A 19,540-nucleotide genomic window follows, 5' to 3' on the forward strand; every position below is an offset into this window, starting at 1 on the left:
AATCACAACGGTCTGATGTTGTGGAAATTTGAATCTTCTCTGAAAGTGACTTGGGTCAAAAATATTGCGAGTCGCAAAGACTGCTCCCAGAGATTCTCAATTGCAAAATCAGCAGTTTTCCTGGAAAACTTGGAAGCAATCAGAACAATACTTCAGAGCAGTCGAAATATTGCTTCCTTACTTCAGTTTTAGGAATAAAATCCTCTCTTCTCCGTCCGTTTGAAAGCCCATATCTATCGGCAACATAACGGAGCGACTCCTCCGTGTTGATGCCTACGTAGCCAGATACTTGCTTCTCTCAAAAAGTTAGAATTTTGATTAACCGGTCTTCTTATTTTTGAAAAATTGTCTTTGAAGAATTATTTTTGAGAGATGTATATCGGACTCGAATAAGTGATTCTTTGAGGGGTCAAACGACTAAGACTTCAAAAGAATTTCACGCTAAATACAGCCTAGAGCGATCACATCCGGCATGATTAACAAGGAGGATTTATTATTCTTTAAATACAGGTAAAGAGCGAAATGGACATCCTAGAAATCCTCAGACAGGACTACCGTAATTTCCCCAAATTCCAAACCTTCAGCGCCTATGCAGAGGACGTTTATTTTCGCGATCCAATGACAGAATTTCGCGGGCGCGATCGCTACGAACGCATGATCGGCTTTATTCAGACCTGGTTTCTCGACCCCCAGCTTGATTTGCACCAGATTCAGCAAACGGGCGCAGACATCCGCACCGATTGGACGCTCAGTTGGACAACACCGCTGCCCTGGAAGCCCCGCATCGCCATCACAGGCTGGAGCGAAATGACCGTCAATGAACAGGGGCTAATCACGTCCCACATCGACTATTGGCACTGTTCGCGGCTCGACGTGCTGCGGCAGCATTTCAGCGTTCGCAAGAGATCCTCATGATCCGTCTGAACAGGTCCTTAGCGGAGCATCTGGCGCGTTGACAAGGGGCGATCGCCCTACTGGCCGACTCGCTCCAATCCCGCGCCAAACGCCCCATCTGCCTGCAAAACCCGATACATTAGAGGAATGTAACCATTCTTCACGAAATCGCTGGGCACTCATGCGCGTAATCTTAATGACCGGAAAGGGCGGCGTTGGCAAAACTTCAGTAGCCGCCGCAACAGGCTTGCGGTGTGCAGAACTGGGCTACCGTACCCTTGTGCTCAGCACTGATCCCGCCCACTCCCTGGCCGACAGCTTCGACATGGAACTGGGGCACGACCCGCGCCCGGTCAAGCCAAACCTCTGGGGCGCAGAGCTAGACGCGCTGATGGAGCTAGAGGGCAACTGGGGAGCCGTGAAGCGCTATATTACGCAGGTGCTTCAGGCGCGGGGTCTGGAAGGCGTAGAGGCAGAAGAACTGGCGATTCTCCCTGGCATGGACGAAATCTTCAGCCTGGTGCGGATGAAGCGCCACTATGACGAAGGCGATTTCGATGTCCTGATTATCGACTCTGCACCAACGGGTACAGCTCTGCGGCTGCTGAGTCTGCCGGAGGTGGCGGGCTGGTATATGCGCCGATTCTACAAGCCCTTGCAAGCGGTGTCTGCGGCGCTGCGGCCGCTGGTAGAGCCGCTGTTTCGTCCCGTTGCGGGCTTTTCCCTGCCCAACCAGGAAGTGATGGACGCGCCCTACGAGTTTTATCAGCAGATCGAAGCCCTGGAAAAGGTGCTGACCGACAACACCCAGACCTCAGTGCGTCTGGTTACGAATCCCGAAAAGATGGTGATCAAGGAATCCCTGCGGGCCCATGCGTACCTCAGCCTCTACAACGTGGCAACCGACATGGTGGTGGCCAACCGCATCATCCCCAACGAGGTAAGCGATCCCTTCTTTCAGCGTTGGAAGGAAAATCAGCAGCAATATCGCCAGGAAATTCACGAAAACTTTCACCCGCTGCCTGTGAAAGAAGTGCCGCTCTATTCTGAGGAACTTTGCGGACTGGCGGCGCTGGAGCGCCTGAAGGAAACGCTCTATGCCGACGAAGACCCGGCCCAGGTCTACTACAAAGAGACGACGATGCGCGTGGTGCAGGAGCAGAACCAATACAGCCTGGAGCTTTACTTACCCGGCATTCCCAAAGACAAGATCGAACTCAGCAAGTCGGCCGACGAGCTAAACGTCCGCATTGGCAACCATCGCCGAAATTTGGTGCTGCCCCAGGCACTGGCAGCGCTGCAACCCGCCGGGGCAAAGATGGAAGAGGATTACTTGAAAATTCGCTTTGCCAACTAGCCGCACCCCCCCCCCAGCCACGAGAGAGCCACCAAATATCCACGAAATAGCCACGAGCCACGAAATAGACCCTGTAGAGCGACATCCACTTTATGTAGCCACTCTACAGGGTCTAGCTTTTGGTTCAGGAACCAAGCGTCCTGGCTCCCTTGAGCCTAGCTCACATAAAGCTCGCTCACATAAACTAGCTCACATAAAAGTCCCGCGTGCCCTTGGCGCGGATTGCATCGTCGAGCCGGTTCAGCGCGTGGACGTAGGCGGCGGTGCGGAGGTCGATATCTTGCTCTTGGGCGATCGCCCAGATATGTTCTGTCTCTTGCTTCATGGCAAATTCCAGCCGGTGGTTCACCTTGTCGGCCGACCAGTAGAAGCCGTTTCGATTTTGCACCCACTCGAAGTAGCTTACCGTCACGCCGCCCGCGTTCACCAGGATATCGGGAAAGACCTGAATGCCACGATTTTCCAAAATGGCATCGGCATCAGAAGTGACAGGGCCATTGGCGACCTCAAAGATGTAGCGAGCCTGGATGCGGCCGGCGTTTTCGGCGGTAATCTGATTTTCCAGCGCAGCGGGCACCAGCACGTCTACATCCAGCTCCAACAACTGCTCGTTGGTAATGGTGGAATGCTCTTGGTCGTTGCACACGCTGCCTTCACAGTAAACCGCCTTGAGCCTGCGGCTAGACTCCTTAATTTGCCGCACGCTGGGAATATCGAGTCCTTGGGAAGCGTACACCCCGCCCTGGGAATCGCTAACGGCGACCACCTTATAGCCTGCCTTATAAAGCAGTTCTGCAATGATCGACCCGGCATTGCCAAAGCCCTGCACCGCAACGGTCGTGTTTTCGGGCGATTTTCCCAAACGCGGCAGAACGGTTTGCATCACAAAAAATGCGCCCATTGCGGTGGCCGACTCGCGCCCCTGGCTGCCGCCCATCGTGATCGGCTTGCCCGTCACCACCGCAGGCGTAATCTTGCGCTGGATGATGCTGTATTGATCCATCATCCAGCCCATCACCATTGGGTTCGTGTAGACATCGGGGGCGGGGATGTCGACGTCGGGGCCAATAAAGTCGGCGATCGCATCTACGTAGCCCCGCGTCAGCCGCTCCAGTTCAAACTTCGACAGTTCCTTGGGGTTGAGCGTGATGCCACCCTTTGCGCCGCCAAAGGGCAGGTTCAGCACGGCGCACTTAAAGGTCATCCAAAACGCCAGCGATTGCACTTCGTCCAGCGTCACGCCGGGGTGATAGCGCACGCCGCCTTTGGTGGGGCCACGGCTGTCGTCGTAGCGCACGCGATAGCCCTGGAAGATTCGCAGCGAACCGTCATCCATCCGCACTGGAATCGACACCACCAAGCTGGACTTGGGATAGCGCAGCCGCTCCGCCACGTCCTCATTGATCGAGACATATCTCAGCGCCTTTTCCAGTCGTCGATTGGCATCCGACAGCGTGCTGTGGGCGGCCCCATCGAGGAGACTCTTGCCTGCGCTGCCGTTGAGGGCGGCGTGGGTAGCAGAGTCTGCTGCGGCGTTGGACAGCAAGTTAACCATAAACCTCTCCTTTTGGGACGGGCAGTAAGGGAATTGAAGCGATCGCCCTGTCCGCATCTGTTTCTATAATGCCCAATAAACGGTATATTTCGCTACTTTTTAATATTTCAACAAGATTGGCGAAGTGTTTCAGGCCGCAGTCAATTGCGAGAAGACCCGACGCACATAATCCAAATCCAGGTCATTAAAATAGTCGATCGCCCAGTTGGCGCGGCGCTGCATCATGTGAAACGGGTAGGTATTGGCGATGCCGACGACCTGCATTCCTGCCCGTTTCGCCGCTTCGATGCCTGCGAACGTGTCTTCAATCGCAAGACATTCTGATGGTTGCAGATTGAGTCCGGGAATGGCTTCGTTCAGCCGCTGCACCCCCAGCAAGTAGCCGTCTGGCTCCGGCTTGCTGGTCGGAATCTCGTCGCCCGCCACAATGACTTTGAAATAGTCCGCCAGGTTTAGCCGCGCCAGCACCGTTTCAATTTCTGCTCGCACGGCTCCGCTAACGATCGCCATCGGCAGTTGCGCCGCCCGAATTTGAAAGATCAGATCCTCCAGCCCCGGATAGCTGGGCAGCTTTTCAATTTCCTGAATCTGCAACTGGTAATAGCGCGACTTGCGGGCTACCAGCTCATCCAGGTACGTGTCGGTGACGATGCGCCCGCGCCGCGACAGCAGTTCTCGAATGCAAGCGCGATCGCTCCGCCCTACACACACCTCCCGATACTCCTCTGGCTTCGGGCGCAGGTTCTCTTCCACCAGCAGCTTTTCTAGCAGCCGTTGGTGCAGCGGTTCGTCGTTGATAATGACACCGTTGAAGTCGAAGAGAATCGCGCGGAGAGACATGGGCAAGGAGAGAAAAACGAAGAACGAAGAGGGAAAAGGGAAGAACGAAGAGGGGAAAGGGAAGAACGAAGAGGGAAGAGCGGAGAGGTTTCGTTCTTCGTTCTTCGTTCTTCGTTTTTTCCGTCACTCCTTCTCACATCATCTCATCCTCCCCTCACCGCCTCGCCACCCCAATTCCATGCCCACTGGCGATCGCCCTCTCCTAGCGGCGTGGCAAACTCCACCGAGCGCACCTGCTGCCCCGGCAGCGGTTTTACGCCCTGCGTAATTTGGTGAATCACCCACAGGCTGTCGGTTTGCACCGCGCCAAACCCGGCCTTGCCCATCCAGGCATCGACGCTGCCTGCGGCATAGGCTTTGATGTAGGGTTCTTCAAAAATTTCCGTGAGCCACTCGGTCTGGCGAATCACGCTCTGGTTGCCGTCTAGCACCAGCACTTGTCCGCCGACGGTCAGCAGGCGAAAGGCTTCCCGCAGGATGGTCTGGGCGACTTCGGGCGGCGTTTCGTGGAACAACAGCGTGGCGGTCACGAGATCGAAGCTGGCATCGGGAAAGCCCGTCTGCTCAGCGTTTTGATGGACAAACTGGATATCGAGACGATTCCCATAGGAATCGCTGCGCGAATCGCCCTTTGCTTTATCTTCTGCCACCGCCAGCATGTAGGGCGACAGATCCAGCCCGATCACCTCTGCCTGGGGAAACGCCCGCTTTAGCATCCGCGTCGAGGTGCCCGTGCCGCAGCCCAGATCCAGAATTCGCCGGGGATTGCCCTGCACTCGCTCCAGCAGCGCCTTGCGAACCCAGGTTTCATTCGGCGGCAGTGCGTATTGCGTAATCGGGTCGTAGGACAGCGCCGCTTCCACGCTGAGATAGCCACCCTCGATGCTGTGAAAATTTTGGCTGCTGTAATAGCTGGGGTATTCTACCGCTGGGTTGCGGAGGCGATCGCTCTCTTGCTGCCAATCGCGACTCTGGTAATAGCGCAGAATCGCGTCCCGGTCGATTAGGAAGGTTTTGACGACCGGAGCCAGAAATCGCTCAAAAATGGTGTCATTGCGGACAGGCATAGGGCGATCGCGCCTCAAACGCGCCTCCAGGAGTTGAGTGCAGTCGTCTCGGTTCTCGTTTGTAACGAATTGTTATATCAGGATTGTAACCCGATTCTACGGGTCAACAAGCAGGCTCCAGCACCCTTGCAAGCCTCTGGAGCTAGCAGATTTCCTCGACCACGAAAGCGCTGTAGAAAAAGGCTTTGTCTTGGCGGTGCAGGGCTTCGGCCAGTTCGGGCAGGGGGCGCAGCTGATCTGCCATCCCCGCTGGACGGCTGCGGGGAGCCAGCATATTCCAATACACCAAGCGGCCGCCCGGTTTGCCCACTTGCACCAGCCGATGCAGCAGATGGTAATAGTTGGGCAGCGACAGATACTCGAAAATATCGCTTAGGTTAAAGCGGGCGATCGCCCCGTGGGGCAGGCGCTTCAGATACTCTTCTACCGAGCAGCAGTGCCACTCCAGCCGATGCAGGTTGGCCCGAATCGTGTCGAAGTGTTCGGGCTGAAGCGCGAGGGGCAGCGCCGTCAGATGTTGACCCGTGAGAATCCACTGCAAATAGGGATTTTCGGCGGGGTCGAGCTGGGTAAGGGCGTAGCGGGTGCGGCTGAGGATGCGGCTGGCCACGTCGCCGTCTACATACTTGAAGAAGCTGGGGTCGCGCCCCATCCGCCCCATCACCAGCCGCGAAAAGAAAATCCGAAACATCAGCCGCCAGCGCCAAGTGTCCCACTCGCGCCGATAAAACCGCTCACACTGCTCCGGCGGACCGCCCTCTAACAGCCGCATCACTTGGCGGCGCGAGTGAACCAGCGGCAGCACGCGGCGGCGAAACAGGTCAAAATAGCGCTCGAATTTGCCTGCGTGCCCGATCCCCCGCTCGATCTCGGCTGGATGGGTATCCCAGAAGTAGCACACATCTGGCGAAAGCTGGCTGCGGCAGCGCTGATAAAGTTCCGGTCGGTTGCGCCCCGGACGCGAGCCAATCAGCACCAGCAGTTCCTCATGCTCTAACTCGCGGTAGGCCGCGACCCGCAGTTCCAAACAGGCCAACTGCGCCGGGCTGAGGTCGAGAGCGATGACTCGCGCCGGGTCTTGGGTGAGCATGGCCAGGGCATTGTCTCCCGCAGAGGCGATCGCCAGACAGGTGTCGCCGGGGCGGATATCCAGCGCCTCCAGCAAAATTTCGGCATCTTCCCAACACTGGGCGTAGCGGATATAGGAAAAGTCGGCCCGGCGCTGCACCTCTGAGGCAGTCTGGGGCGGTGGAGCCTGCGACATGGACTTTCGGGGCGCATGGCCACTCAAGTCGCCCGTCGGTTCCTCGGTTTCGTCGTCTACGTTACTCAACATACGCCTGCGCCCTCCTGAGACGCTTCGACGGTGGAAACCCGCAAAATGGTTCCCGTGCTGCCGTCCATTTCCACCCAGTCGCCCGTTTGCAGCGCCGTGGTCACGCCGGGAATCGACACGATTGCTGGAATGCCCATCTCCCGCGCCACAATTGCCGCATGGGACAGCAGACTGCCCCTTTCTACCAATACGCCCGCCGCCGCCGGAAACAGCATGATCCAGCCCGGATCGGTGCGCTCGGCCACTAGGATGCTGCCCGGTTTTAGTACGGCGGTTTTGGGGTCGGTAATGACCTGCACCGGAGCGCGGACGCGTCCAGGGCAACAGCCCAGTCCTTGCAGGGTGCTGGCGTTTTGCGGCATTGGGGAACTGGCGGGTTGGGGAGTTGGCACCTGGAGGCGATCGCCCGGTGGGGGCAATTCTCGGTAGCGGTCGAATTCGGCGCGACGGACATGCACCAGTCCCTTCAGGTCGTGGCAGGTGGCCGTGCCGTCGAGCTTGCCCAAGAGTTCCTCTAGCTCCAGATAAAAGACATCGCGGGGATCATCCAGCCAGCCCTCGGCATAAAAGCGGCGACCCAGTTCCACGGCGATGCGCCGCACCCGCCCAAACACGCGAGTCCGCTCGAAGCGCAAATTTTCGCGATCGCACACCCGTGCCCTCGCGTTCTGAAGCACCCAGTTGAACAGGAGCCGCCGCAGGGGAGCAACCCGGAGAGACTGCTGCACCTGAGCTTCAGCGCGATGGCGCAGGGAGGGCTGGGGGACTGGGGCGATTGGCTCCATGCCGCCCTCCATGCCGCCGGATGCTTGCCCCCTGACGGCTGCCAAACTGCCCACAGAGCGCAGGAGCATCAGCGGATCGTCCTGCAATGTGGGGCTTTCGAGCTTTAGTTCTTCTAGGCAGCGATCGCCAAATTTTGCCAAGTACTCCTCATATTGCGCCTGAAATGCAGGAAAGGCAGAGAGCTTGGCGCGAATGTCCCAGAGGGAACCCCGTTGCAGCAACTCGACAAGGGCAGGCGACTGGGCAGCGGTGTGGGCCATCTGCTGAATGCGGCGGGCGGGTTCGGCGCTGACCATGCCGCCCTCGCCGCTGATCAGGTCGTTTTGCAGGGTTCCAGCAGCGTCGCCACACCAGGCAGCGGTGAGCTTTCGCAACACACCGTAGAAGATCATGGCGAAGAAGTCGTTCACAAGGGGCGCATCCCAGCGGGTCAAAAGCTGGCGCTCCAAGTCGTAGTAGTGAGCAACGAGTTCTTCGGCACTGCGGGTGTCTAGCGAGGCAGCAGGCAGGCTGAGGGCCACGTCCAGACGAGTATAAAATCGGCGAATCTGATCCGGTAAGGTTAGATAATTTTTCACCAAACCCAGCAGCGTTTTGACCAGACGCAGGCTATCGCGGATCTTATCCTGGGCGGTGGCCTGCTGGAGCGTAGCGAGGACATCGGCAGGAAGCTCCTCCTTCACGCCCATCATCTGTTCCATAAAGCGGCGATTCACCTGGAATCCGGGCAGCAGCGCCAGCACGCGATACCAGTTCAGCAAGTTGTAATAAATCCGCCCCTGCACCAGTCCCAGCAGACAGCGAAAGGTGGAGTCCTGCTGGGCGATCGCCCCTTCCGCAACGCCCATCATCCGGCAAAATTCTCGATACACCGCTTCGTAGGCGCGGCGGGCAAAGGAAAAGGTGAGCGGCGTGGTGATGCCACCGTAGCTCTCGGCAATGTTGCTGTTGTCCCAGATGACCAGGCGGCTGTCGGGGTCGGGCTGGCCGCGCAGGGTGGTGATGGGGCGCGATTGCAGGAGGTAAAGCCGGCCCTGGGCGATCGCCCATTCGATATCCTGCGGGCAGGCAAAGTGTCGCTCGGCGCGGCGGGCAAGCTGGGCAATGTCGCGCACCTGCGCCAGAGTCAGCACTGGGTTTGCGGGGTCTTGCAGTTGGGCGGAGAGAATTTCGCCATCCCGATTCACCGTCCAAGTGTCTGCATCCGACTCGCCAGAGACGAGGGTTTCGCCCACGCCCCGCACCGCCGACACCACCGCCACGCCCCGCTGATGGGTAATCGGGTTGGCGCTGAAGGCCACGCCCGCCAGTTCTGCACTCACCATGCGCTGCACCAGCACGGCCGGCGGCGGGGGCGGTTCCGTTAGCCCATGCTCGCGGCGATAGGCCAGCAGGCGATCGCTCGTCGCCGATTTCCACACCTGCACAATCCGATCGCCCACCTGCTCCGGCGGCACAAACAAGTAGCTCTCTAGCTGCCCCGCAAACGACAGCGTTGCGCCATCCTCCTCCACCGCCGACGAGCGCACGGCGACGAGTTCCCCCTGGGGACACAAGCGGGCGATCGCCCCCCCCAGTTCCGCCCTCACCGCCTCAGTCAGCGCGACTCCCTGCCCCGCCGTGAACGCTTCCGGCGACACCACAAACCAGTCGGGAATCGGAAACTCGCCCGTTGCGGAATACTGCAAATCATAGAGCGATCGCGCCTTGCCGCCGAGTTGATCAGGCAGGAGGTCGGGGTCAGCAGAAAAGAGAATGAAAGACATAGGAGAGGGGGAGAGGGAAAAATGGAAGAACGAAAAACGAAAAAGGAAAAACGAAAAATGGAACCTCTTCGCTTTTCGTTCTTCGTTCTTCGCCTTTCGTTTTAAGTTCTTCGTTCTTCGCTCTTCGTTCTTCGTTCTTCATTTTTCGTTCTTCCATTCTTCTCTCTTCCCCCTCCACCACTCCCTACCGAACCCAAAACGGCACCAGTCCCAGAATTAGGCACACGCCCAGCACCCAAAAGCCCGTCACGCCCTGAAAGGCATCGGCCCAGGCGGGAACAGGGCGGGCAAGGAAGCGCCAGGGAGCGACCATCGCCAGGGTGAGCAGGGGCAACACAGCCAGACCCCCCAGGGGCAGGATGCCGACGGCGCGGGCGGCTATGAGCGTGGCGATCGCCATCAGCCAGATCACCGTCAACCAGGCGATCGCGGCTCGCTGCACCCCCCACAGCGCCGTGTAGGTTTCCACACCGGGTTCTTCGTCCTGGGGAGCGCGAATTTTGCGACCGATTTCGATGGCCAGACTAATGAAATAGCTGACCCCGCAAAACCAGAGCATTCGCCAGTCGGGTGCAGCCTGGGCGATCGCCCAATCACACGCCATCGCAAACCCCGCCATCAGCGGCAAAATCACCGCGTGGGATAGCAGATACACTACGGGACGCGCCTTGAGCCAGCGCGGGGCAAAAAACTCGCGGGTCATTAGCCCCAGGTATGCCCACACCAGTCCTAGCATTCCCACCAGCGATCGCCCGACTGCGAGTGACAGTCCCAATTGCAGCACACCTGCGGCGATCGCCACCCAACCCAACTCCGTCAGCGTCACCAACCCACGCGGCACGGGGCGATAGGGGCGAAACTGGCGATCGGTGTCAGCATCTTTGAACTCATCGGCAACGCGCAATTGCAGGAAAAACAGAAACAGACAAGGGAAGGCGATCGCCCATGCACCCACTGGAAACGCCGCCGCGCCCCGCACCAGCGCCCCATAGCCCACCGCCCCCGCCGCAAACGCCGCAATCAGCAGCCCGTTGGTCAGTAGGGGAAAGCGTTCTTTTTGGTAAGTCCACCAGCGGTTCATGGCAAAACAGGCTCATCAAAACAAACTCAACTGCTGCGGTTCTTCGGGAGGTTGGGCGATCGCATCCCAGGGCAGGGGGGGCACCGGTGCGCCCGCCTGCTCTAGCCAATATTGAAACTGTCTGGCATTGCGAGGAGAATGTTCCTCCACGGGACAATGGATAAATAAGTAAACTCGCTTGTCGGCTTGCAGCCATTCGGTGATTTGCCGTGCCCAGTCCTGAAAGTAAGGTTCGTTGAAGTCGAGGCTGGGATGGCTAATGTAGCGAATCAGCGCCGTGTCGGTGGTGAGGGTTTTGTGGAGCGGCACGCGGGGCTTTTTGCGCTCCGACCGGATTTGGGGGTCGTCGGGGCAGTCGTAAATCGGTCGCGTGTCGAGTAAGACGCGGCTTGTGTGGTAGCCTGCCAGCAGATACGTTAGCTCGATGGTATTGACCTCTCGAAACCAGTCCAAATGCCGGACTTCAACGGCTAGCTCGGCGCGGTCGTGGGGCCAGCCCGCCAGAAATGCCCGCAGGTCGTCTTGCTGGGCAGGGCCATAGCTGGGCGGCAGTTGGAGAAACATTGGGCCGAGGCGATCGCCCAGTCCTGCCATGCGATCCAAAAAGGCGATCGCCGCTGGCAGTTGCGGAGCCAGCAAGCCCTGATGCGACACATCGCGCGGCAGCTTGGGGCAAAAGTGAAACCCCGCAGGCGTGTCCATCACCCAACGCTGCACGGTCTGCTCGTCGGGCGTGGAATAAAAGGTGATGTTGCCTTCCACGGTTGTAAACCGCTGCCCATAAAGCCGCAGAAAATCTGCCGACCGACTCCCGCTGGGATACAATCCGCCCACCCAGGCTTTATATGCCCAAATCGCGCAGCCAATCCGAAACATAGCGAAACCGCAGGGGTTGCGAGTAGGTTAAGTATTCAAGAACAGCATTTCAGAACAGCATTTCAGAACAGTATTTCAGAAAGGTATTCGAGAATAAAACGGCCCTCTGCTTCTTAACGCTAACATCTGATTCGGATGGAATGAGCGATCGCCCTTCTTTCAATCGCTATATCCTTGGCGCAGCCTTTTGGCGATCGCCCATTTTGCAGCACCAACACTTCTGGGCGATCGCCCCCATTGATTTTGACTGATTTTGACCCCAGACTGCGAAATGTTCGTCCAAAAGGGCTTTGTGAGGTTCATCCTCCACGATTGACTCAGTGCCACAAACGGCTCTGGAAATCTTTCAACTCCGGATCTGAATGGGCATCACCAGATAGGTCATTTTCAGTCCACCCAGCGGCGTTAGAATTGCCGGACTCGTTGCCGTGTTGCACTGCATCTGCACCTCACCCGTGTTCAGCGCCTTCAGCCCTTCCAGCAGATAGCGGACGTTGAAGGCAATATCTAAACTATCGCCAGAGATCTGGGCCGGAAGCACCTCGCGACCGCTACCCACGTCTGGCGCATCGACAGAAATCACCACTTCTTGCCCCGCAGTATCCAGGCTAAATTTCACGATGTTGTTTTTCTTGTCGGCTAGTACGGAAATACGCTCCAGCGCCCCAATCAGCAGCTTGCGCTCGACGGTCATCTGGCGCGAAAACTGACGAGGAATCAACTGGCGATAGTTGGGATACTGCCCTTCCAGCAGGCGACTGGTGAGGCGCTGATTGTCCCACTGAAACAGCAGTTGTCCCTGGTCAAATCGGAGGGCGATCGCCTCTCCTGCTGGGTGCAGTTGCAGCATCCGCTCCAGTTCCCGCAGCGCCTTGCCAGGAACCGTGACATCAAACGCCGTTTCAGCCTCACCGTCTACGACCCCGTCTGCGGACCCGTCTGCTGCGTCCGACTTCACGGTATTCACCACCGATAGCCGGTGTCCATCCGTCGCTGCAAACTCCATCTCATCAGCGGCTACTGCGATATGCACCCCCGTCAGCACTTGCTTGGTTTCGTCTGTGCTGGCCGCAAACAGCGCCCCCCGCAGCCCCTCGATCAATTGCTCCACCGGCAAATAGACCGCTTCCCCTGACTCCACCGTCGGCAATTCTGGGTATTCGGTCGCGTCGAGGCCCTGCACTTGGTAGCGGCCCAGCGCCGAAGTCAGTGTGGCCAGGCTGCTATCTGCCTCCGTACTGAGGGTGATTTCCTCGTTGGGCAGGCGCGATACGATGTCACTCAGCAGCTTAGCGGGTAGCGTAAGCAGCCCCCCCTCTTCCACCTGCGCCGAAAAGCTCGTCTGCACCCCCAAGCTCAGGTCAAACCCGGTCAGGCTGATTTCCTGCTTGTCTTCGTCCGCGTGCATCAGCACGTTTGCTAGCACCGGATGACTCGGATTTGAGGGCACAGCACGGCTCACCAGCGACAAGTGGGCATTGAGTTCGCTCTGTGGGCAGGTAAGTTTCATGGCGGGAACAAAAAAGAACTCAGCAGGCAGGTTTGCGGAGCAGTGAACTGGGGAACCCTTTGGGAACCCTATAGCTAAAGCAGCTAAAGCGCCAATCGACAGCCGATCTCCAAAAGGGTTGGAACGTCATCCTAGCACCGTTGCCCGTCAGGTTTAAACTGGGCAAACAGGTGTGCAAACAGGCTCTCTTTTTGAGCGGGTTCGGAAAATTCTTTAAAGATCGAGAGGATAGTAGTAGGGGCTGTGGAAAGTGTGGAAAAAATTGGGGATCACAGGCCGACTCGCGATCAGAATCTGATCTCACCTGTGGAAAACTTGTGGAAAACGCCAGTCTTTTTCCACAGCATCCTTGGGATTCCCAGACTTTTCCACGATCGAAACCCGCTTTCCACGATCGTTTCAACAGGTTTTCCACAGAAATCCACAAGTTTTCCACAGGTCGAGGGCGGTAAGTTTTTTCCTTTCTTTAGAATCCTTTTAGGCACGGTTGGAAAACTTTGAAAAAATTGACCTGCGTCAGGGAAACCTGGGTTTTAGATTATTAGGGTGTTCCAAGCCGGACATCACTGGCGAATGGGTGTAAGCATTAGGGGTAGACGTTGTCCGTTGGATTCGACCCGCAGTCAGGACTTGATTTCCCTTGACGCGACTGAACAGATTTGCATGATGACCGCATCCTGGAACCTATAGCCGTGTCAAACTTGCCTGAGCCTATTTCTACGTCTCGGTTGCACCCAGATGCCGACAGGTTGTCTGATTTGGGTGCTGATTCCGATGCCGTGCTGCGGGAGCAGGAGCAGTTTCTCCGCAGTATCTACGAGGGTGTGAACTTCTCGGTGTTTGTGTGCGATGTGCGGGAGAATGGCGACCTGTACGTGGCGGGGTGGAACCCCATCAGCGAGATGGATGTGGGCAAGCGCTCGGCGGATGTGGTTGGCAAAACGCTAGAAGAAGTGTTTGGCCCGGAGCAGGGTGGCGCGATCGCCCAGCGGTTTCGTACCTGCGTTGAACGGGCAGATGTGTACACCTATGAGGAACTGCGGGTCTTTCAGGGGAAGGATCGCTGGTTTTTGACGACGCTGAATCCGCTGAAGGATGGCAAGGGGCGGGTGTATCGACTGGTGGGCACGGCGATGGACATCACCGATCGCCGTTTGGCTGAGGCGGCGCAGCGGGAGAGCGAGGAGCGGTTTCGGCTGGTGGCTGAGCGCACGGGCCAGTTGATTTATGATTGCGACTTTCAGACGGGGCAGATTCTCTGGGCGGGAGCGATCGCCAGCATGACCGGGCACAGCCCCGAAGCGTTTCACCAATTTGGCTTTGAAGGCTGGAAAGAGCGGGTGCATCCTGAGGATTTGCCCGATGTGATGGCGCGGCTAGAGCGATCGCTGCAACTGCGGCTGCCCTATCAGGTGGAGGAATATCGCTTTCGCAAAGCAGACGGCAGCTATATCTACGTGCAGGACAGCGGCGCGTTTGTGGAGAACGAGGCGGGCGAGGTCTACCGCATGGTGGGCACCATTAGCGACATCACCGAGCGCAAGCAGGCCCAGGTGAAACTGCAACAGTCGGAAACGGAGCTGCGCCAAAAGACTCAGGATTTGCAAAACACGCTGATCGAGCTACAGCGCACCCAGAGCCAGATGATTCAAAACGAAAAAATGTCGAGTCTGGGGCAGCTCGTGGCGGGGGTGGCGCATGAAATTAACAACCCGGTGAACTTTATCTACGGCAACCTCACCTACGCCAGCCAATACATCCGGGATCTGCTAGACATTATCCATCTCTATCAGCAACACTATCCCGAACCACATTCCACGATCCAGGAACGTGCAGAAAAGGTGGATCTGGATTTTCTGATGCAGGATTTGCCGAAGCTGCTGGCCTCGATGAAGGTGGGGGCGGATCGCATTCAAAAGATTGTTGCGTCGCTGCGGACGTTTTCCCGCATGGACGAAGCCGAGATGAAGGTTGTGGACTTGCATGAGGGAATTGATAGTACGCTGATGATTTTGCAGCATCGGCTGAAGCCGCGCCCTGTGCCAGGAACCAAGGGGGAGGAGTGTGTGGCGATCGCCATTGAAAAGGACTACGGCAGCCTGCCAGAAATTGAGTGCTACGCGGGCCAACTCAATCAGGTCTTTATGAACCTGCTGAGCAATGCGGTGGACGCGCTGGAAGAAGAACTGGAGCGGCGACCGGGGTTTGAGCCGAAAATTTTGATTCGGACGCAGCGGGTGGGCGCAGATCGAGTGTGTGTGGCGATCGCCGACAATGGCCCCGGCATTCCGCCAGCCGTTCAGCAGCGGCTATTTGACCCGTTTTTTACCACAAAGCCCGTCGGCAAAGGAACGGGGCTGGGGCTGGCGATCAGCTATCAGGTGGTGGTCGAAAAGCATGGCGGCAATCTGCGCTGCCTCTCTGCCCCCGGCGAGGGCACCACGTTTGAAATCGAGATTCCCCTCGTTTCGGGTCAAACTCCAGAGTCTACCCAAAATTCGTCCCCCCCGGTAAACTAGGGAAGGGAAATATTACATCTTGCTTAATGTAGAGCTTAATCGCGAGTTTTATGCTGATGACTGCCTCTTTCGCACCGATGGCGATGGCTGCTGCGCCGACGATCGCCCCCGATAAGACAAGTCAGACAGTCCGCAAACCCTACCCAAATTACAAAGTCATCGTGCTAAACGACGACTTCAATACGTTCCAGCATGTAGCCGAGTGCCTGATGAAGTACATTCCGGGCATGTCGGGCGATCGCGCTTGGGATTTGACCAATCAGGTTCACTATGAAGGGCAGGCTACGGTCTGGGTGGGCCCGCAAGAGCAAGCCGAACTCTATCACCAGCAGCTTCGCCGCGAAGGGCTGACGATGGCTCCCCTAGAAGCCGCTTAGGTGGCTGGATGCCTGTGGGAGAACGAGTGAGTGCCTGGATACCCGGCCCCGGCTGGTTGCTTCTTCTGCAATAAATCTGCAACTCCATAGAGGGTGTTTGAAAAGGTATCGCCTGTAATGTTAAGCACTCAGAGATCCCCCCTAGCCCCCCTTGAAAAGGGGGGAACCCGCCTTAAAGTCCCCCTTTTTAAGGGGGATTTAGGGGGATCTTGCACGCTTTGCTGCAAACAGTAGGACGTTTCAAACATCCTCTTAGGGCAATTCCCTAGAGCAATTCCTTAGGGCAATTCCTCAGCGTGGTCACCGTCTTCCCCTAAAATGCTATTCGGGGAGCGGGTGTTGGGTCAATGCATCCTGTTAATCCGCTTTCATGCAGGGAAAGAGTAAACGTGAGAACCGAAAGCAAGCCTGTCAACCTGTATTAGGCTGGCTCTCTGTTCTGATTTCTATTTCGTTAGCAATGCGGGGCGATCGCCCTATCCTCTAACCCCTGCAACAACTGAACCCTTGCGCTGGAGAAAGAACAGTGGATTTATCGCGTATTCCCCCTCAGCCAAAGCCCGGCCTGATCAACGTGCTGATCGAGATTCCGGCGGGCAGCAAAAACAAGTACGAGTTTGACAAGGACATGAACGCCTTCGCGCTGGATCGGGTGCTGTACGCCTCGGTGCATTATCCCTATGACTATGGCTTTGTGCCCAATACGCTGGCGGACGATGGCGACCCGCTGGACGGCATGGTGATCATGGATCAGCCCACTTTTCCCGGTTGCGTAATTGCGGCGCGGCCGATTGGGATGCTGGAAATGGTGGATGGGGGCGATCGCGACGAGAAGATCCTCTGCGTGCCCGACAAAGATCCCCGCTATGCAGGGGTCAAGTCTCTGGCAGACCTAGCTCCCCACCGCCTAGACGAAATCGCCGAGTTCTTCCGCACCTACAAGAACCTGGAGAAAAAGGTGACGGAAATTTTGGGCTGGAAGGATGTTGATCAGGTGTTGCCGCTAGTGGAACAGTGCGTCGCAGCTTACAAGTAGCCTGAAGACGACCCACTAAACGACTCATTGAGGGATAGTCCGGGGCGATCGCCCTGCTTACCCCAATCTCCTGCAACAACCCGTTTGGAGTTCATGCTCTGGGCGGGTTTTGCCTTTGGGGTTTGACCCACGCTGAACCCGGTTTGCAACGCCTGATTACGTCAATCGGCTGCAAGTGTTGTAATCTATTCCCCAAGACTGAACCCTTGCCCCCACCTAAATATAGCTGTACTCATGACCTCCATCCGCTTTTCCCGCACCACACGCCGCCGCTTTTTGCAATTTTCTGCTGCTGTCGTTTCGGGTGTGGCTCTGAGCAACTGCGGCCGCAGCCCGTCGGAGTCTGGTGCGGCTCCGGGCGCTGCACCTGCCGCTGACAGCAGCCCCGCCACCGCGGCCGCTGGGCCGCTGTACATTTACACCTGGGCAGACTATTCCAGTCCCGCGCTCTATCAGCGGTTTCAAGAGAAAACGGGTATTGAGGTGATTGCCGATGTGTATGACGGCAACGAAGTCATGCTGGCCAAGATGCAGGCAGGCGGCGGCAACCAGTACAGCATTCTGTATCCGTCGGACTATATGGTGCGGCAGATGATCGAGTTGGAGATGCTGACCAAGATTGATCAGTCGCGGTTGCCAGGGCTGGCAAACTTGCGCGATCGCTGGCAAGACCCGCTCTACGATCCCAAAAACGTTCACAGCGTCCCCGTCAGTTGGGGCACGACCGGATTTATCTACAACAGTAACGTACTCAATCCGGGCCCCGAAGATTGGGACTATCTCTGGGAAAATAAGGATAAGCTAGCTCGCAAGATGACGCTGCTCGATGACCCCCGCGAAACGATGGGCGCAGTGCTGAAGTCTCTCGGATATTCCTACAATTCCACCAATCCCGCTGAGCTACAGGAAGCCTACCAAAAGCTGCGGGAGCTAAAGCCTGCGGTGCGGGCGTTCGAGTCCTTTGGGTGGGAAGATCGGCTGATCGCGGGCGATCTGGTGCTGTGCATGACCTACTCGATTTTGGGCAATGCGCTGCCCGCAGAACATCCCGAACTAAAATACGTGATTCCCAAGAGCGGCACCTCAGTTTGGACTGATACGATGGTGATTCCTACGACTGCGCCGAATGTGGACGCGGCCTACGAGTGGATGAACTTCATGCTCGACCCCGAAACGGCTGCGTTTGCCTCCAGCGAACTGAAGTTTGCCACGCCCAACCAGAAGGCGTTTGATCTGCTGCCTGCGGAACTTCGGTCTAATACGAACCTGTACCCTGACGATGCCATGATGGCAACGTTTGAGGGCATTAAGGATTTGGGTGCGGAGAATGAGCAGTATGACAAGCTGTGGACCCAGTTGAAAGCCAGTTAGCGATCCAGGATAAAGCGCATCCCAAATTCAGTGACCCGGAGTAGGATTCTTTGTTTGCAGAACAGTTTCTTCCCCTGGTAACGGAGCGGCTAATCCTCCGTCGCTTTGTTGACCTCGACCTGAAACCGTTCCTTGCCTATCGCCAAGATCCGCAAGTGGCTCGATTCCAGGGTTGGTCTATGCTCTCTCTTGCTGAAGCACAATGCTTTATCAGCGAAATGCAGACGGCACCCATCGGGATGCCCGGTGAATGGTTTCAAATTGCGATCGCCCACCGACAGTCCAACCTGCTCCTGGGTGACATCGGGATGCAGGTTTATCGAGAAAACCCAGCGGTCGTGGAAATTGGGTTCACGCTGGGGCGCGGGGCGCAGGGTCAGGGATATGCAAAGGAGGCGGTTCAAGGGCTGATAGATGCACTGTTTCAGCTTGGAACCATCGGCAAGGTTGTGGGGATCACGGATATGCGAAATGAGCCGTCGATTCGCTTGCTACAGCGGTTGGGAATGACTCTAGTGCGATCGGACGAGGTGCTGTTCAAAGGGGAGTGGTGTGTTGAGCAAACCTTTGAGCTAGCCAGGGAGAAATGGAGTTTAGTTCAGGCTTCGGGTGCAATATGACGTGCCCAAAGCCCGAATCTTTCTATAGCTGATACCGCTCTTCCAGCCAGACGCGCACTTCAGCTTCTGAGGCAAAGGTGGCGGAGCAGTTGCTGGTGGGATCGTAGACATGCCAGACGAGGTTGCCAGAGCGATCGCCCGTTTGCCAGACGCGGGGTTCGGGTGCGCCGCCAAAGCGGTGGAGGACGGCTTCGATGCGCTTGCCCAGGGCCCGCATTTTCTGCAACCGAGTCTTTGTGGTGAGGCGTTCCAGGCTGTCGAGGCTGCTGAGGCTGTCGATATTAATCAAATCTAGGCAGGGCTGATTCAAGGATTCGGATGGGCTACGCATGGCGGATTCTCCAAGGGGATAGTGGGTTTGGAAGGGGTCTCTAGATAGCGGATGCTCCCACTCTAGGCAGCGCGACTTGGAGAATCAAAAGTTTATATGAATCCAATTCATGAATGAAATTCATGGATGAATGGAGGCAGAGCGGATAATCTGAGAGGGTCAGGAGACGAGTGACGGCGGCTGAGGAATGGCCCGTCCCGACTGATTTAAGCTCGTCC

The 19,540-nt window shown here is 57.1% G+C and carries 16 protein-coding genes; 7 read left to right on the plus strand and 9 right to left on the minus strand.

Annotation, left to right across the window (positions count from 1 at the left end; translation table 11 throughout):
- The first annotated feature begins 522 nt into the window (after positions 1-522).
- Both HNI00_RS04720 and HNI00_RS04725 read left to right on the plus strand, forming a co-directional pair.
- Positions 523-915, plus strand: a complete 393-nt coding sequence (locus tag HNI00_RS04720) for a C6orf136 family protein (protein ID WP_316791127.1) — start codon at positions 523-525, stop codon at positions 913-915.
- Positions 916-1,075: 160 nt separating this feature from the next.
- Entirely contained in the window at positions 1,076-2,251 is a 1,176-nt protein-coding gene (locus tag HNI00_RS04725; RefSeq protein ID WP_172353492.1) for a TRC40/GET3/ArsA family transport-energizing ATPase, read from the plus strand.
- A 184-nt stretch (positions 2,252-2,435) separates the two neighbouring features.
- Here HNI00_RS04725 and HNI00_RS04730 read toward each other — a convergent pair whose 3' ends face one another.
- The 8 genes from HNI00_RS04730 to dnaN form a co-directional block, all read right to left on the minus strand.
- A complete protein-coding gene (locus tag HNI00_RS04730; RefSeq protein ID WP_316791129.1) occupies positions 2,436-3,806 on the minus strand; it encodes a Glu/Leu/Phe/Val family dehydrogenase in 1,371 nt (456 codons plus the stop codon).
- Positions 3,807-3,935: 129 nt separating this feature from the next.
- Entirely contained in the window at positions 3,936-4,646 is a 711-nt protein-coding gene (locus HNI00_RS04735; RefSeq protein WP_316791131.1) for an HAD family hydrolase, read from the minus strand.
- A 143-nt stretch (positions 4,647-4,789) separates the two neighbouring features.
- On the minus strand, positions 4,790-5,713 hold the full coding sequence (locus tag HNI00_RS04740) for a class I SAM-dependent methyltransferase (RefSeq protein ID WP_316791133.1): 924 nt from the start codon (positions 5,711-5,713) through the stop codon (positions 4,790-4,792).
- A gap of 142 nt (positions 5,714-5,855) precedes the next feature.
- On the minus strand, positions 5,856-7,049 hold the full coding sequence (locus HNI00_RS04745) for a BtaA family protein (RefSeq protein ID WP_316791135.1): 1,194 nt from the start codon (positions 7,047-7,049) through the stop codon (positions 5,856-5,858).
- Positions 7,043-9,601 carry a PEP/pyruvate-binding domain-containing protein gene (locus HNI00_RS04750; protein ID WP_316791137.1) on the minus strand — a complete coding sequence of 853 codons (2,559 nt, stop codon included), beginning with the start codon at positions 9,599-9,601 and terminating at the stop codon, positions 7,043-7,045. The genes HNI00_RS04745 and HNI00_RS04750 overlap by 7 nt, the downstream gene beginning before the upstream one ends.
- Before the next feature lie 184 nt (positions 9,602-9,785).
- Entirely contained in the window at positions 9,786-10,682 is an 897-nt protein-coding gene (locus HNI00_RS04755; RefSeq protein ID WP_316791139.1) for a UbiA family prenyltransferase, read from the minus strand.
- Between the two features lie 15 nt (positions 10,683-10,697).
- Positions 10,698-11,558, minus strand: a complete 861-nt coding sequence (locus tag HNI00_RS04760; protein WP_316791140.1) for a DUF72 domain-containing protein — start codon at positions 11,556-11,558, stop codon at positions 10,698-10,700.
- Positions 11,559-11,904: 346 nt separating this feature from the next.
- A complete protein-coding gene (gene dnaN, locus HNI00_RS04765; protein ID WP_316791142.1) occupies positions 11,905-13,068 on the minus strand; it encodes a DNA polymerase III subunit beta in 1,164 nt (387 codons plus the stop codon).
- 692 nt (positions 13,069-13,760) lie between these two features.
- Here dnaN and HNI00_RS04770 point away from each other — a divergent pair.
- The 5 genes from HNI00_RS04770 to HNI00_RS04790 all read left to right on the plus strand — a co-directional run bounded on the left by HNI00_RS04770 (position 13,761) and on the right by HNI00_RS04790 (position 18,991).
- Positions 13,761-15,587: a PAS domain-containing sensor histidine kinase gene (locus HNI00_RS04770; protein WP_316791144.1), complete on the plus strand. Its 1,827-nt coding sequence runs from the start codon at positions 13,761-13,763 to the stop codon at positions 15,585-15,587.
- Positions 15,588-15,643: 56 nt separating this feature from the next.
- Positions 15,644-15,964, plus strand: a complete 321-nt coding sequence (gene clpS / locus HNI00_RS04775; protein ID WP_172799670.1) for an ATP-dependent Clp protease adapter ClpS — start codon at positions 15,644-15,646, stop codon at positions 15,962-15,964.
- Positions 15,965-16,490: 526 nt separating this feature from the next.
- Entirely contained in the window at positions 16,491-17,000 is a 510-nt protein-coding gene (locus HNI00_RS04780) for an inorganic diphosphatase (RefSeq protein ID WP_297078662.1), read from the plus strand.
- A gap of 234 nt (positions 17,001-17,234) precedes the next feature.
- On the plus strand, positions 17,235-18,371 hold the full coding sequence (locus HNI00_RS04785; protein WP_316791147.1) for an ABC transporter substrate-binding protein: 1,137 nt from the start codon (positions 17,235-17,237) through the stop codon (positions 18,369-18,371).
- Between the two features lie 50 nt (positions 18,372-18,421).
- Positions 18,422-18,991, plus strand: a complete 570-nt coding sequence (locus tag HNI00_RS04790) for a GNAT family N-acetyltransferase (protein ID WP_316791149.1) — start codon at positions 18,422-18,424, stop codon at positions 18,989-18,991.
- A gap of 22 nt (positions 18,992-19,013) precedes the next feature.
- Here HNI00_RS04790 and HNI00_RS04795 read toward each other — a convergent pair whose 3' ends face one another.
- Positions 19,014-19,322 (minus strand): hypothetical protein, encoded by a 309-nt coding sequence (locus HNI00_RS04795; protein WP_316791151.1) that lies wholly within the window; start codon positions 19,320-19,322, stop codon positions 19,014-19,016.
- Positions 19,323-19,540: the final 218 nt, after the last annotated feature.

This window comes from Thermoleptolyngbya oregonensis NK1-22 (assembly GCF_032705245.1).
In the GTDB taxonomy this organism is placed as follows: domain Bacteria; phylum Cyanobacteriota; class Cyanobacteriia; order Elainellales; family Elainellaceae; genus Thermoleptolyngbya; species Thermoleptolyngbya sichuanensis.